Annotated in this window: 11 protein-coding genes and 1 pseudogene; 6 read left to right on the forward strand and 6 right to left on the reverse strand. The window is 34.7% G+C overall.

Annotated elements, in window-relative coordinates:
• Positions 1 to 58 precede the first annotated feature (58 nt).
• The 5 genes from rpsF (at position 59) to HCW_RS02225 (ending at position 4,880) form a co-directional block, all read left to right on the forward strand.
• On the forward strand, positions 59 to 499 hold the full coding sequence (rpsF, locus tag HCW_RS02205; protein WP_014660597.1) for a 30S ribosomal protein S6: 441 nt from the start codon (positions 59 to 61) through the stop codon (positions 497 to 499).
• Between the two features lie 42 nt (positions 500 to 541).
• A complete protein-coding gene (locus tag HCW_RS02210; RefSeq protein ID WP_014660598.1) occupies positions 542 to 1,090 on the forward strand; it encodes a single-stranded DNA-binding protein in 549 nt (182 codons plus the stop codon).
• Positions 1,091 to 1,111: 21 nt separating this feature from the next.
• The gene (gene rpsR / locus HCW_RS02215) at positions 1,112 to 1,369 is read left to right on the forward strand and encodes a 30S ribosomal protein S18 (protein WP_014660599.1); all 258 of its coding nucleotides are present in this window, start codon (positions 1,112 to 1,114) and stop codon (positions 1,367 to 1,369) included.
• Positions 1,370 to 1,607: 238 nt separating this feature from the next.
• Positions 1,608 to 3,866: an outer membrane beta-barrel protein gene (locus HCW_RS02220; protein ID WP_014660600.1), complete on the forward strand. Its 2,259-nt coding sequence runs from the start codon at positions 1,608 to 1,610 to the stop codon at positions 3,864 to 3,866.
• A 231-nt stretch (positions 3,867 to 4,097) separates the two neighbouring features.
• On the forward strand, positions 4,098 to 4,880 hold the full coding sequence (locus HCW_RS02225; RefSeq protein WP_014660601.1) for an outer membrane protein: 783 nt from the start codon (positions 4,098 to 4,100) through the stop codon (positions 4,878 to 4,880).
• Positions 4,881 to 4,912: 32 nt separating this feature from the next.
• Here the strand turns inward: HCW_RS02225 and hypE are convergent, their stop codons facing one another.
• Genes hypE through HCW_RS02240 form a run of 3 tightly spaced genes read right to left on the reverse strand, consistent with a single transcriptional unit; the run spans position 4,913 to position 9,149 of the window.
• Complete coding sequence (gene hypE, locus HCW_RS02230) at positions 4,913 to 5,911, reverse strand: hydrogenase expression/formation protein HypE (RefSeq protein ID WP_014660602.1); 999 nt, start codon at positions 5,909 to 5,911, stop codon at positions 4,913 to 4,915.
• A 2-nt stretch (positions 5,912 to 5,913) separates the two neighbouring features.
• Positions 5,914 to 8,181 (reverse strand): carbamoyltransferase HypF, encoded by a 2,268-nt coding sequence (gene hypF, locus HCW_RS02235; RefSeq protein WP_014660603.1) that lies wholly within the window; start codon positions 8,179 to 8,181, stop codon positions 5,914 to 5,916.
• On the reverse strand, positions 8,157 to 9,149 hold the full coding sequence (locus HCW_RS02240) for an agmatine deiminase family protein (protein ID WP_014660604.1): 993 nt from the start codon (positions 9,147 to 9,149) through the stop codon (positions 8,157 to 8,159). The genes hypF and HCW_RS02240 overlap by 25 nt, the downstream gene beginning before the upstream one ends.
• A 57-nt stretch (positions 9,150 to 9,206) precedes the next feature.
• Here HCW_RS02240 and tsaD point away from each other — a divergent pair, with 57 nt between their 5' ends.
• The gene (tsaD, locus tag HCW_RS02245; protein WP_014660605.1) at positions 9,207 to 10,226 is read left to right on the forward strand and encodes a tRNA (adenosine(37)-N6)-threonylcarbamoyltransferase complex transferase subunit TsaD; all 1,020 of its coding nucleotides are present in this window, start codon (positions 9,207 to 9,209) and stop codon (positions 10,224 to 10,226) included.
• Here the strand turns inward: tsaD and HCW_RS02250 are convergent.
• The 3 genes and pseudogenes from HCW_RS02250 to HCW_RS02260 form a co-directional block, all read right to left on the reverse strand.
• Positions 10,223 to 10,921 (reverse strand): DNA-methyltransferase, encoded by a 699-nt coding sequence (locus HCW_RS02250; RefSeq protein ID WP_014660606.1) that lies wholly within the window; start codon positions 10,919 to 10,921, stop codon positions 10,223 to 10,225. The two genes, tsaD and HCW_RS02250, sit on opposite strands and share 4 nt — an antisense overlap.
• Positions 10,918 to 11,985, reverse strand: a complete 1,068-nt coding sequence (locus HCW_RS02255) for a DNA cytosine methyltransferase (protein ID WP_014660607.1) — start codon at positions 11,983 to 11,985, stop codon at positions 10,918 to 10,920. The genes HCW_RS02250 and HCW_RS02255 overlap by 4 nt, the downstream gene beginning before the upstream one ends.
• A pseudogene (locus HCW_RS02260) lies at positions 11,982 to 13,213 on the reverse strand (HNH endonuclease). Before HCW_RS02260 ends, HCW_RS02255 begins: the two are co-directional and overlap by 4 nt.
• Positions 13,214 to 13,405 lie beyond the last annotated feature (192 nt).

Consider the following 13,405-nt stretch of genomic DNA (forward strand, 5'->3'; position numbering starts at 1 on the left):
TTCAAACCTTGCTCTTTTTTAGTAAAAAAAGGGCTATAAAACCACAAGGAGAATCTTAATGAGGCATTATGAGACAATGTTTGTCCTCAAACCTACTTTAGTAGAAGAAGAAATCAAAGCAAAGATTGATTTTTATAAAGAAGTCATTCTTAAGCATGGCGGAACGATTGAGACCAATTTAGATATGGGTATGCGTAATTTGGCTTATGAAATCAAAAAGCATAAGCGTGGTTATTATTATGTGATTTATTTTAAAGCATCTCCCTCAATGATTTTAGAGCTTGAGAGACTTTATCGCATTAATGAAGATATTTTACGCTTTATTGTGATTAAATACGATAGCAAGAAAGAAGTAGAGGCATGGCATGCTTTAGTAGATAGAGCTAATAAAAAGCCAAGTCATGCTAAAGAGAGTCATAAATCTGAGCAAACCCATGAACACCATGAAAACCATCATGAGCATGGTGAAAAAGAAAGCACAGAGGCTCATAGCGAGTAAGTTTGAGTAGTTAGAAAGACTTCATAAAGAGAGGTTTTAGGCATGTATAATAAAGTAATTATGGTAGGGCGCTTGACTAGAAATGTGGAATTGAAGTATTTGCCAAGTGGTTCAGCTGCCGCTACAATAGGTCTAGCTACAAATAGGCGTTTCAAAAAGCAAGATGGAACTCAAGGCGAGGAAGTGTGCTTTATAGATGTGCGCCTATTTGGTCGCACCGCTGAAATTGCTAATCAGTTTTTAAGCAAAGGCTCAAGCGTTCTAGTAGAGGGACGCTTGACTTTAGAGAGTTGGACTGACCAAATGGGTAAGAAAAATTCACGCCACACGATTACAGCGGATACTTTGCAGTTTATGGATAAAAAGCCTACAGAAGAGCAAGCTCATCATGACAACTCTTCTTTTGGTGTAAATTCTTATAATAACGCTTATACAGCCCCTAGCCATGATAGCTTTACTAAGCAAAGCCCCTCTAATAGTTATTCTAATTACCAAGGTGCTTATACTCAAGAAAAACCTCAGGCACAACCGGCTAAATACCAAAATAGCGTGCCTGAAATCAACATTGATGAAGAAGAAATCCCCTTTTAAGGGTTAATTTAAGGAGACATTATGGAAAGAAAACGCTATTCAAAACGCTACTGCAAATATACTGAGGCTAAAATTGCCTTTATTGATTATAAAGATTTAGATATGCTTAAGCATACTTTATCAGAGCGTTATAAAATTATGCCAAGACGCTTAACCGGTAATAGCAAAAAATGGCAAGAGAAAGTAGAAACTGCAATTAAGAGAGCACGCCATATGGCATTAATCCCTTATATTGTGGATAGAAAGAAAGTGGTAGATAGCCCTTTCAAACAACACTAAATTTTAAGAAAGGGGGTTTAAAACCCCTTGTCTTACTTTCAATTTATTTTTTATCTTTTTAAGCTTTTTACTCTTATTTTTAACTCTTAAATCCATTAAACTACTTTTGCATTTTTGTTATTAATTAGGTTTTGTATTAAAAATTAAGAAAAATCAAAGCCTATTAGGACAATAATAGCGTTAAACAACAATTATAAGGATAAACAATGATTAAACAAGAGCGAGTAAAGGCGACATTTTGAATAACGATAAAAGTCTTACTATGAATGTAAAAACATTAAGCAAAAGTGCATGTTTGGTATTGGCAAGCTTTTTGAGTGAGTGTGAGGCGCACCCAAAAAGTGGGTTTTTTGTAGAGGGTGGTTTTGAAACGGGTGAATTACAAGCAAGACAAAGAGAAAAAACAAGGGTTTTAAACAACAGCTACATGCCCCCTATAATCACTAGCCCTAGTTTCCCTCAAAATGCTAGTAAGCCAGAAAACAAGCCTTCTGTAATAGAAAAGCCTCAAGAAGAAAAACCCCAAATAGATGAATCTCAAGTAGAAAAACCCCAACAAGTAGTTTTGAAATACCCCACTTTAAAAAGTGGAGCGGATATTAAGCAGTTAGAGCAAAATATAAAAGCAATTGATACCACTAATAGCCAAGACCTTTTTACCAAAGACAATATTACAGACCCCTCACGCTCTATTAGCACGACCGCACCCATTAAAATCACTCTTGCAAATAAAGAGGGGAAAGTTAGCATTCAAAATTACTTGCCCTATGATTTGAGTAATGTAGATGTTGTGGTTAAGTATTTACCAGAGGGAGCTACAGATAATTCACAAATGAAAGAGGTCAAAATCGCTACGATTGCCAAACTAGGTGCAGATAAAGAAGTGCTACTAGACCCAAAGGACTTTCCTAATTTAAAAGATTATTTTGATGGGGATATTGACCCTCAAGATTTTAAAATCAAGCCAAAAGAGGGCGATACAAGCAATACTGCAAGGGTTTTAAACGCAGTTAATAGCATTACAACTAATATTCATGGGCATTTTAGCAATCAAGAAGTGTATTATAGCGTTTGTGGAAAAGATACCATTACGGGTGAAAAAAATCCATGTTTTACTGATGTGAGCGTTACTGATGCTAAAAATTATTTCAATACTTTCTTAAGCATAGCGTATGTCATAGATTCAAAAGAATGGGAAGATATGGTAAGAAATGCACCCTTTAAGTTTTGGGATAGGCGCACAGGTATCATTGACCCACAAACAGTGATTGATAGATTTAGAGCTGATACTAACGATATGACCTTAAAAGTGCTTAGTCCTAGAGCTAATAATGGCAAATTAAAGGGGCGGGCTTCTAATGGAGGAGGATTGCTTGCAGTGCAATCTGAGTTTTTAGATTTTTCAAAATTAGATTTATTAAAAAATAATAAATATTGTCAAAATAATGGTAGTGATTTGGATAGGGGGCATTGCTTAGAGCAATATGGTAATGCTAGTATTGTTTTACATGAATTTTCACACACTAAGGGATATGGTCTTTCTGACCATAAAGGCAATATGACTAAGCACTATAGTGATAGTTTTGTGGGTCTCACTCTCAATGCATGGATTGAGTTAGGAGCTAAGGGGGATTTGCCTATTTATTATGAAAATGGCAAAATAGCATCTTATGATGAGGGGAAAGTTCCAAAACATAGCCCCGGCACTAGACCTATATACTATGATTGTTGGGGGATTAATGTGGATGATAAGAATAATTGTCAGCCAAAAAATACTCCAAACGCCTCTGTTATAGCGCAAAAAGAGCAAGACTTACAACATGCTCATGCAAGGGTTATGTCAAATAGGCATTATTTGCAACTTCCTAATAAAGATACTACCACTACTTTTGCAGAAAGTTCTATTAACGCAAGTTTAAGCTCTATGTTTAGCGAGCATTTAAGCAATACTTTTATCGCACTTTCAAATCAAGTAAATAATAATGACAACCAAACTAGCACCAAAGAACAAACCCTTAAAGCCCCTATGCTAGGATTTAATGCTATGTTAGGTTATCAGCAGTATTTTAATGACTATGTAGGGTTGTCTTATTATGGTTTTTTCAACTACAATAACGCCAATCTCAAAGGCACTTTAAAGCAAGTTTCACAACTAGGTTTAGGAGTAGGGAGCAATTTGCTTTTAGATTTTTATACAAGTTATGACAATAATAGTGTGAGAAATGTTTTAGGGATTTTTGGAGGCTTTAGGGCATTATGGAGTAATTATAAGAGTAATGGGCTAATTAAGCTTAATAAGAATTTAGGAAATATCCATTTTACCACCGGAATCAATTACCGCTACAAGCATTCTAAATTTTCTATTGGCATAGCCTTGCCCTTACTTAAGCAAAACATCAATGCTAAAAGCGTGCAAGATACGACTATAAGCGAAGTAGAATTAAGCGAAACCCCAAAAAACATGCATATTTATTTCAACTATGGTTGGGTGTTTTAAAATGGTTTTTTAATCAATAAGCTTGCATAAGAAAATATTTAAAAAGATAACATAAAGAGTTTTTTATAAAAACAAAAAACTCTTTATGAAGATATTTTATTTGTCAATATTTTTTAAAAATATAATCAATTTTTAATTTTTTTACCTTATTTTTGCCCAAAGCACTTGACACCCCCCCCCCCATTTGTTACAATTTTCTCTCATTTTTAATTTTTAAATAGGAGTATTGTTATGAAAGTAAAATTTCTAGGTGCGTTAGCGTTGAGCTTGAGTTTAAGTGGGTTATATGCTGAAGAGAGTTCGTTATTTGCAGGAGTTGGCTATGAGTTAGGTTTAGGGCTTAATCAAATGACAGCCCATTACCCCATATGCGGTTCAAATGGGGATAAATGGTGCACAAAATCTATGACAACCGCTCAGCCTTTGATGAATGGCGTGAATTTATCCGCAGGTTATCATCAATTTGTAGGTAAGAGCAAACGCTTTGGGATTAAATACTATGGGTTCTTTAGCTATAGCGCTAGTTCAAACGCTCAAAATCAAGGGGGTGTTTCTGGCGGTTTAGATTTGCCTCAAGGAGCCTATGGAGCAACTGCCCCTAATGCTCTAGCGCTTTATGGTGCAGGAATGAATTTTATTTATAATGTTAAAGAAACTCAAGACGCTAAATTTGGCTTTTATACCGGTTTTGCACTAGCAGGACAGACTTGGTCTTTTGGTTCTATTGATAAATCAAGAGATATTGTTTCTAAAAAGGACATTAAAGATACTCTTGCTACTATGAATGCGAGCTATGTGCAATTCTTGTTTGATTTTGGTATGCGTTTAAAATACAAAAAGCATGCGATTGTTGAGCTTGGCTTTAAAGTTCCCACTATCAATTTACCTTATTATAAAACTCCAAAAATGTCTTATGACCAAACAACAGGAGAGTGGGTTAAAGATAAATCTTGGACAAAGCTTGAAACAAGAAGAGCGATTGCTTTTTATATCAACTTCCTTTATGCTTTCTAAAAGTAGCCTCTCTTTAAAGAGAGGTTATGACCTTAGCAAATCCTAGGCAAGATTTCGCCTTCTGGCATTTCTAAGATTCTTTCAAAACCCCATGCATTTTTTAAAGTTACGCTAGGATAGGGGTTTTTAAACACTTCGCCTATAATACAAGCGTTTTTGCCTTTTTCATTAGCATGCAAGAGCTCTAAGGCTTTAGGGGCGTCTTTTTTATCCATAGCTAGGACAAACACCCCTTCATTAGCTAATGCGTAAGGTTCTAGCCCTAGAATCTCACAAATGCCTTGCGTTTCTTCTTTCAAAGGAATTTTGTCTTCTTCTATAATGATTTTTACCTTAGAGCTACTCGCCCATTCATTTAGAACGCTTGCTAGTCCGCCCCTAGTTGCATCTCTTAGGGCATAAATTTTTAAGTTGCTTAAAAATAAAGGTTTTAATAAAGGATAGAGTAATTGACAATCGCTTTCTAAACTCGTTTTTAGCTTGATTTCATTACGCATGGCAAACAAACTTGCCCCATGATTTGCGATACTATCACTCACGATAATGGCTTGTCCTTCTTTTAAATTTTGTGAAGAAATCTCTGGCTTTATGATTTTACCAATGCAAGTTGAGTTAATAAAGAGCTTATCCACGCTCCCCTTTGGCACCACCTTAGTGTCTAATGAGAGTAGTTTCAGATTAGCTAATTTTAATTGCTCTTGAATGGAATTTAAAATCTGTTTTAGCAAGCTAATTTCTAAGCCTTCTTCTAAAATAAAGCCTATGTTTAGAAAAAGGGGTTCGCCCCCTTGCATGCTCACATCATTCGCACTCCCACAAACACAGAGTTTGCCTATATCGCCCCCATTAAAAACTAAGGGCGTAATGACAAAACTATCCGTGCTGACACAATACTCCCCATTAGCCCTAAACTTAGGGGCATCTTCATTAAAAGCACTAATAAATTCTTTTAAATAAGGCATAAACACTTGCTCAATTAATGCATTAGTTTCTTGCCCCCCATTCCCACATGCTAGAGTTACGCTATCCATTGTTAATCCTTTTTGATAATTTGAGTTTGATAATACGCCATTAAAGCTTGACCAATAGCGATATTGCTATCATTAGGCGGAAAATTTTTGTGGAAAAAATACTTTCTTTTAAGCTCTTTTAAGCGTTTGGCTAATTGCTCGCATAATAGTTTGTTGCAAAACACACCCCCACCAAACACCACTGCATGCTCTTTAAAAGGCATGATTAAAGCGATAATGATTTCTACTAGACTATTAAAAAATTTCTTAGCGATATGTTTAAATTCTAGTTTTTCTAAATCATTTTCAAACGCTTGATAAAATTTTCTCAAACGCACCATATTGTCCTTAATTTCAAAAGGATAAATTGAAGTTTCATTGCTCTCTTTGGCTAAATTTTCTAAAACTTGACCGCTCTGTGCTTCAAAACTAATTGTTTCTACTAAGTTTAAACTAAACGCCACAATATCAAACAAACGCCCTATGGAATTTGTGGCTATGCTTTGGATTTGTCTCACATGCATTTGTTTAAAAATTTCTAATTCATTTTTGTTAAAATGCTTTTGAATGCGTTTTAAAAGCTTGCCAAGCTGGTATTTTAAAGCGATTTCTAAAACTAGGCGTTTAGGCTCTTTTATGGCTTTCTCGCCCCCTAAAAGCAAAAATTCTTCAAACCTAGCGACTTCTCTAATTTCTTTAAAATCCCCTATAAAACACTCCGCCCCATAAATCTTATTTTCATAAGCCCCACTCCCATCCCAGATAATGCCTATGAATTGATTGGTATTTCTATCTTGTAAAAATGCGTCTAAGATACTTGCTAAAAAATGCGCATGGTGGTGCTGGACTTGTAATAAGGGCATGTTAAAATTCAAAGCCATTTTAGTGGTGGCGTAGTTTGGGTGTTTATCGCAAGCTAAAAGCGTGGGTTTGAAATGATAAGCGTTTAAAATAAAATTTAGAGTTTCTTTAAAGTGGTTTTCATTTTCTAAAACGCTCAAATCCCCACAAAAAGGCGAGAGTAAAAGCGTGGAAGTCTCGCTATCTAGCAAGCTAAAATGCCCTTTTTGCTCCGCTCCTAGGGCTAAAATTTTTTCTTTCTTTTTTAAAGGCTTTGGTAAGGTAATATAAAGTGGGGCAAACCCCCTAGCCAAACGCACTAAACGGATTTTATTATCCACGCATTGTGTGATACTATCATCAATTCTATGAATAATAAAGCGATTGTGTGTGAGTTTAAAATCATAGAGAAAATGCAGTTTTTTGATTTCTTCTTCATTACTTGCTAAAGGTTGGGAGCTAAAATTTGCACTTGTAAAAATAGTAGGAAAATCTAACAAATCTAATAACAAAGCATGTAAGGGGGTATAGGGCAATACGACACCATAAAAAGGGGAGTTTGGGGCAATATTTGGGGCTAATTGGGTGTTAGTTTTTTTATGAGCTAAGAGTATGGGGGCATTAAAAGAGTTTAAGCTCTCGCATTCTAACTTGTTTAAAAACACATATTGATGTGCTGTGTTTAAATCTTTAAGCATGAGTGCGAATGGTTTTAAGGGGCGATTTTTTAAAAGGCGTAATCTTTCTATAGTTACTTGATTTCTCGCATCACATACAAAGGCAAAACCCCCTAAGCCTTTAAAAGCGATAATTTTACCCTTTTGAATGTCCTTAGCACACTCTAAAAGAGCATCATAATTTTTTAATTCTTTATAGTTAAGCGTAATACCGCACTTTTGACAGCTTATGCCTTGAATATGAAATCGCTTGTTAGTGGGGTCTTTATAGATAGAAGAACAAAATTCACAGAGTTTGAAAGGTTTTAAGGCGGAGTTTTCTCTGTCATAGGGTAAGGCGTTTAAAAGGCTGTATCTTGCCCCACATTTTGCACAAGAGTTGAAAGCGTAATGAAAATAGGGGGAGTTCTTGTCCCTAATTTCATGCAAGCAATTTTTACACACGCCTAAGTCTTTGGGGATTTGACTAAGCAAATTTAAGGCGTTAGTCTTGCTTTTTAAAATTTTAAAACCATTAAAATTTAGCACTTTATTATAGGGGCTAATCTCAATTTTTTCAATCAAGGCTAAAGGGGGTAATCCATTTTTTAAAGCGTTTAAAAATAACTCGGTCTTATTTTTAGGCAAGACAATTTCTAGAGCAGTGCTGACATTACGCACAAAGCCTACAAGCTCTAATTTTTGAGCTAGGGCAACCACAAAAGGGCGCATGCCCACGCCTTGAACCACGCCAAAAAGCGTGATTTTATTTAATATAGTTGCATCGTTACACAATGCAAGCTTCCATGTTGCTTGATTAGGGTATTACAATTTATACCTACTACTTCTAGGGGAGTATGCTCTTTTAAGGTCTCTAAAATGAGCGTATCCTTAGGGTCGTTATAAGTTGGCACGATTAAGGCGTTATTACAAAATAAGAAGTTTACATAAGTAGCTGGTAATCGTTCGTTATTCTCATCAAAAATCGCTTTGGGGATTTCTAAAGGGATTAGTTTATAAGGTGTGCCATCAAGTTTTTTAAAGGTTTTTAATTCTTCTTGCATTTTGGCTAATTCTTCATAATGCTCATCATTTTTATCCTTGCACGCACTATAAACAATGGTATCTTTATCTAAAAACCGAGCGAGCGTGTCAGTATGACTATCTGTATCATCGCCCCTTAAATAGCCATGAGAATACCATAGCACTTGTTTAGCCCCTAATTCCTTTTTAAGCATGTTTTCTAATTCATCTTTATTCAAATGGGGGTTACGATTTGGTTCTAATAGGCACTGAGTGTTGGTTAAAATAGTTCCAGCCCCATCACTTTCTATACTTCCGCCTTCTAAAATATAGGGTATAGTCTTTAAGGGGTGTTTTAAAAACCCTAAATTTTTGAGTTTGAAATTCACTAGATTATCCAAATTTGATGGGTATTTTAACCCCCAGCCATTAAAACCAAAATTCAAGCACTCTAAAACGCCCTTATTTTCAATGCTAATGGCTCCAAAATCTCTCGCCCATGTGTCATTTGTATCAATTCGTGCGGTATTCACATTAGATAAATTTTTTAACCTTTCATAACCGATATTATCGTTAGTATGAACACACACTAAAACCTTTGTGTAATTTGCTATGGTTTGAATGATGTTTAAAAAGCTCTCTCTAGCTTCTTTGATACAATACGCCCAGTCGCCAAACTTGTGGGGAAATGCCATTAAAATCGCTTGGTTTCTTTCAAATTCCGCTAACATTCTTTTCATTGAAAATCCTAATAAGGTATAATTTTAAGAAACTATAACACATTAAAGATAAAAGTAATGATTTTAAGTATTGAAAGTTCTTGTGATGACAGCTCTTTAGCTCTTACTAGCATAAAGAGTGCCAAACTCATCGCTCATTTTAAAAACTCTCAAGAAAAGCACCATAGTCCTTATGGAGGCGTTGTGCCTGAACTTGCATCACGCCTTCATGCTGAGAGTTTGCCAATATTATTAGAACGCATTAAAATGAGCTTGAATAATGATTTTTCTAAGCTTAAAGCCATAGCTATTACGAGCCAGCCGGGTTTGAGTGTAACTTTAATAGAGGGTTTGATGATGGCAAAAGCCTTGAGCTTGTCTTTAAATTTGCCCTTAATTTTAGAAGACCATTTAAGAGGGCATGTGTATTCGCTCTTTATCAATGAAAAGCAAACTTGCATGCCTTTAAGCGTGCTGTTAGTCTCTGGGGGGCATTCTTTGATTTTAGAGGCTAGGAGCTATGAAGACATTAAAATCATGGCTTCTAGTTTAGATGATAGCTTTGGAGAGAGCTTTGACAAGGTTTCTAAAATGCTAAATTTAGGCTATCCGGGAGGTCCTATAGTAGAAAAATTAGCCCTTGATTACTCGTATAAAAATGAGCCTTTAATATTTCCTATTCCTTTAAAAAATAGCCCAAATTTAGCGTTTAGCTTTTCAGGTTTAAAAAACGCAGTGCGTTTGGAGATTGAAAAAAACGCTCACAATTTAAATGATGAAGTAAAAAGTAAGATTTGCTATCATTTTCAAAGTGTAGCCATAGAGCATTTAATCAAGCAAACCAAACGCTATTTTAAAACTAAACGCCCCAAAATTTTTGGCATTGTGGGGGGAGCGAGTCAAAATCTAGCCTTGAGAAAGGCGTTTGAAAATTTGTGTGATACATTTGATTGCAAGCTTGTTTTAGCCCCCTTAGAATTTTGTAGTGATAATGCGGCTATGATAGGGCGAGCAAGCTTAGAAGCCTATAAAAAAGGGCAATTCACCCCTTTAGAAAAGGCGGATATTTCGCCAAGAACGCTGTTGAAAATGAATTAGTAATGCTTTAAGCGTTTTTGTGCGATTTGAAAATATTCTTTTTCTAATTCTGTGCCAATGAATTTTCGCCCTAAGTTTTTGCATGCAACACCAGTTGTGCCACTCCCCATAAAGGGGTCTAGCACAATATTATTAGGGTTGGTGTGTATAGAGATAATTTTTTCCATTAAGGCTAGGCTTTTTTGTGTGGGGTGTTTAGTTCTTTCAATTCCGCTCACTATGGGGCTTTTTAAAATTAAAGAGCGTAAGTATTTTTTATTTTCAGGTTTATTAAAAGTCCATTTAGCTCCCTTTTTAACTGCCCATAGGGCAAATTCAGTATCTTGCACATAGCGCCGATTGATATTTCTAGGCATTGGGTTAGTTTTGACCCATTGGATAAAATCTTTTACTAAAAAGTCATTTTGTTCCAAAGAATCGGCAATATAGCTTATAAATCTATAAGAGCAAAAAATAATCATAGAGCCGTTTTTCTTAACTAGGGGAGAATATAGCCTAATCCATTCTAAAAACTTAAAATCTTTATCCCATTCCCCAAAATCTATGCCCTTTCGCTTAGCGCTATGCATGGTAGAAAAATTATTTTTAACAGAAATGTTATAAGGAGGGTCAGTGATAATAGCATCTACTTTTAAATTTTGTTTTTGAAAATCTTTGATAATTTCAAAAGCATCTGTGTTATAAATTTGTGTCATGTGCTCATGCTTTTTAAAAGAGCTTTACCCAAAGCTAGGGCTAAAAGAGGGGGCACAGCATTGCCGATTTGTTTGCAAATGCTTGTCTTATTCCCATAAAAAATATAGTCATCACTAAAACTTTGTATTCTAGCAGCCTCTCGTGGTGTGATAGAGCGGTGTAATTCTGGGTGTGAATTTGTGCCATTGCTTGGGGTGTCAAATCTTGTGTCTATGGTGGGGCTTACTTTATCCCAACTTAAACGCCCCCATGTGCTTTTAAATTGCTGTTTTCCATGTAGGTTTTTGGGCAAACATTCTTTACCTTGTTCGTTGGGAATAAGTTTTAATTTTTCTAAGGCTATTTCACTATGATTGGTTGCCTTATGATTGTAGAGCTTATTGCTATTTTTTCGCATTAATGCTTGGTAGGTTGATTGGATTGGTTTTGAATAATCACTTTCAAATGCGCCTTCATTGGAATTGAGATAAGCTAAATCGCTAATTGCTTCTTTCACGCTCACGATTTGCAAGGGCTCTAATAAGTTAAAATCAAAATTAAAATACCTAGCCCCTACAATAAAAGCTCTTTCTCTGCTTTGAGGAACGCCATAATCTCTAGCATTTAGAATGTGATAGCTTAACTGATACCCTAAAATATTAAATTTTTCTTTGATTTCTTTTAGAAAATATCCCTTGGCACATGAAATTAAGTTTTTCACATTTTCAATAATAAAAATTTGTGGTTTTATGGCTTTCACAATGTCTATATATTCTAAAAACAAGAAATTTCTAGGGTCTTTTAGACCTAAATTTTTTCCTTTATTAGAAAAGCCTTGACAAGGAGGTCCGCCAATTATCATATTGATTTTTAAATTTTTAGCGTGTTGTATAACTTGCGATTTAATTTCTTGTTCTGTAATGTCCCCACAAACCCCAATGGCATTTTTATGGTTATTTTCAAAAGTCATTAAAGCTTGTTTGTCAAAATCTAGCCCTATTAGAGTTTTAAATTCTTTTAAGTGTTCTAATCCAGTACTAAAACCTCCGGCGCCACAAAATAGGTCTAAAACCTTATAATTCATTTTAGGCTTTCATAAATATTATGAGTAAGCATTGAGAAACTATCTGTGTTAAAACGCAATTTTGCAAACTCTAAATTATCTTTGTTGTGCTTTAAAATATTTTCAATTAATTGCTTTTGATATTCCTCACTACTAGCCCCTTTTTTTAAAGCTCTATGGCAAATAGGGCAAAGCTTGGTTAAATTCTCAAAAACATCTAGTTCTTTGTTTTTACCCAAAGAAATAACATGGTGTATTTCGGTATAGTAGGAACTAGGGTTTTGAGTGATTCTATATAGAGGTATTGAAATAAAACTTCTTTCTTTTATGTTGTAATCATCACAACAAGCACTACAGAGATTTGGGGTTAAAAGACGATATTCGTTGATAATTTTACTATCTCGTTTAAATTCTTCACTATCTTAAATAAAGTCTAATTGTTTTCTTAAGTTTTTAATGCTTTTTTTGTCTAAAACTTTTTGATATACATTCTTAAGATAAAAATGGGTGCGGTTTAAAAAAATACTATCACGATAAGTAGTTGTTGGTTTGGAATTCAGCTTGAAAAAAATGCCATCAATAATAAGGGTGTTGTTAAAAATATGATTAGCAATTTGTGCTTTATAAGGATTAAATAATCCAATATGGTATAAATACCAATCCAAATAAATCCTAAATTGGGGGTTACGCTGATTAATGCCTTGGATATACTCAGGTTGCAGTTCTCTAAAATTAAAATTTAATACTTCATTAGGGATATTAAAGTTATAGGCCAAGTAATTGAGCTTTTTAAATTCTAAAGCGTTATGAAAAAAATAATCTTGAGTCAAGTAATTGCGTCCTGTGTCAATACTGCCCCTACTTTCAAAAAAACCGCTTAAAAATAGTTTTTGATTAGGGGTTATCAAAATAGAATTTTTAGGATTAAAAAAATCATTGTCTATGAGTAGGTTTAAAAGCTTTTTGTAAAACGAACTTTCATCTAAATCTAAATCATTTTCTAAGGCAAAAACAAAAGTGCCTTTAATTTTTGTAAAGCTCTTATTGTTAAATTGCCAAATTTTATGTATGCTTAAGTCATTAAGAGTATTTAAAACTTGTGCGTTGCTTTCTTTGCAATCACTAGCAGATTGTGAAGTTCTATAAGAACACACTCCATAGATATAGCCATTTTTAATTTGGAAACGGCTAAATAGAACTCCTAGATTATAAATGGGTCAATCTGTGAGAAGAAATGAGAAACTAGCATTTTAACCTTTAGCAATGCTAGTTAAAAAATTGTTTTTAGAGAGAGTTACCCCCCCCCCCCCTAATATCGCATAGGGTTGAGAATGCCAATAAGGCATAAAGATATTAGCTTGCATTTAATTACCTCAATTCAAATGCGCTTAGTATAGCCTCATTATCAAGGTTTTAGATAAAAAGTTGAGGTTATTAAAAT

The organism is Helicobacter cetorum MIT 00-7128 (genome assembly GCF_000259255.1).
Lineage (GTDB): Bacteria > Campylobacterota > Campylobacteria > Campylobacterales > Helicobacteraceae > Helicobacter > Helicobacter cetorum_B.